Origin of the sequence: Longimicrobium sp. (genome assembly GCF_036387355.1) — a bacterium.
In the GTDB taxonomy this organism is placed as follows: Bacteria; Gemmatimonadota; Gemmatimonadetes; order Longimicrobiales; family Longimicrobiaceae; genus Longimicrobium.
In genome coordinates this window covers 1-1,592 of the sequence record NZ_DASVTX010000067.1, presented here as the reverse complement: position 1 = coordinate 1,592, position 1,592 = coordinate 1, and the positions used below count along the sequence as shown (strand labels likewise).

Sequence of the window (1,592 nt, the reverse complement as noted above, 5' to 3'; positions counted from 1 at the left end):
CCCCCGGCCCCTCCCCGTGCAAACAGCCGCACGGAGAGGGGAGAACAGCAGGTCGGTGTGGTTCGGTCGGTGCCGATGCGGCGGACGGAGGCCCCCTCCCCCCAGCCCCCTCCGCCCGCTCCGCGGGAGAGGGGGAGCCGTTCGGCGCGGGGGCGGAGGTCGGCGCGCGTCCGCGGCATCGCAGGGAGATCGTTGTGGGACAGGGGCGGAGTGCGTCGCCTGGTTCCGTGCAGAGCGGTGCGAGGGCGGGGGGCGGCGTGCGCCTGACACGTCGCCCGGCGGTTGAAACCGCGCCTCGAACGACACGAAGTCCGCCTGCGCGGACTGCTCGCCACCGCCGGGGTGCGCCCCCGATGCAGTTGAAGCCCCGACTCGTGGACGCGACAGCGGCCACGAGTCGGGGCTTCCCGCTTTCAGAGCGGCGGATTTATCCGCTCAGGGAGGCCGGTGCGGGCCGCACCCCCGGCCCCTCCCCGTGCAAACAGCCGCGCGGAGAGGGGAGAATTCGCACCGGGGCCTTTGCCGACGTGCAGGTGAAGTCCCCCCGTCCGTTTGGGGGGACTTTCCGCCGTTGTTGCGGCGGATTCATCCGCTCAGGAGAGCTTGGTGCGGCAACGGCGTTCCGGCCGATGCTCAGTCCGCGGCGTCCTGCTCGGCCTGAGCGGCCTGCACGGGGCGGCCGAGGGGGAGGGTGAGGGTGAAGGTGCTTCCCTCGCCCTCGCGGCTTTCCACGACCAGGTCGCCCTTCATGGCGCGGGCCAGATCGCGGCTGATGGCCAGCCCCAGCCCCGTGCCCTCCGCCGCGCGCGTCAGCGCCGGATCCACCTGTACGAAAGGCTCAAAGATCGCGTCCATCTTGTCTTCCGGAATCCCCCGCCCCGTGTCGCGCACCGAGATGCGCGCCGTACCTCCGTCCACCGTCCACTCCAGCCGCACCGAGCCGCGCGGCTCCGTGAACTTGACGGCGTTGCTCAGCAGGTTCAACACGATCTGCTCCACCCGGTCGCGGTCCGCGCATACCGTTACGCAGGGGTCGCCGCCGGCATAGGTGTAGCGAAGCTCGCGGGCGCGGATCTGCGGCTCCACCAGCGGCTCCACCGACCGCAGCACCTCGTCCAGCGGCACCTCGCGCATCTGGTACTGCACCTGTCCCGCCTCGATCTTGGCGAAGTTCAGCACGTCGTTGATGAGCCCCAGCAGGTGCGTCTGGTTGCGGTGGATCTTCTCCAGCGCCTCGCGCTGCGCATCCGTCACCGGGCCGTGGATCCCCATCTCCATCAACTGCGTGTACCCGGCGATGGCGTTGAGCGGGGTGCGCAGCTCGTGGCTCATGGTGGCCAGAAAGGCGCTCTTGGCCGCGTTCGCCTCGTCCGCGGCGGCGCGGGCGCGCTCGGCCTCCATGGTGCGCTCGGCCAGGTTCTCGTACGCGTTCTGCAGCTCCTCGTGGGCCATCTCCATCTCGGCCTGCGCCTCTTCCAGCTCGCCCGTCTGCTGCTCCAGCACCACACGCGCCTCTTCCGTTTCGCCGTACAGCCGCGCGTTGTCGATGGCCACGGCGGAGCGCTGGGCCAGTTCCTCCGCCAGCGCGAGGT

General features: G+C 70.9%; 1 protein-coding gene. It reads right to left on the bottom strand.

Going from position 1 to position 1,592, the window contains the following annotated elements:
- Window positions 1–633: 633 nt before the first annotated feature.
- Window positions 634–1,592: HAMP domain-containing sensor histidine kinase (locus VF665_RS03245; RefSeq protein ID WP_331051968.1), on the bottom strand; the 959-nt coding region annotated here is incomplete at its 5' end.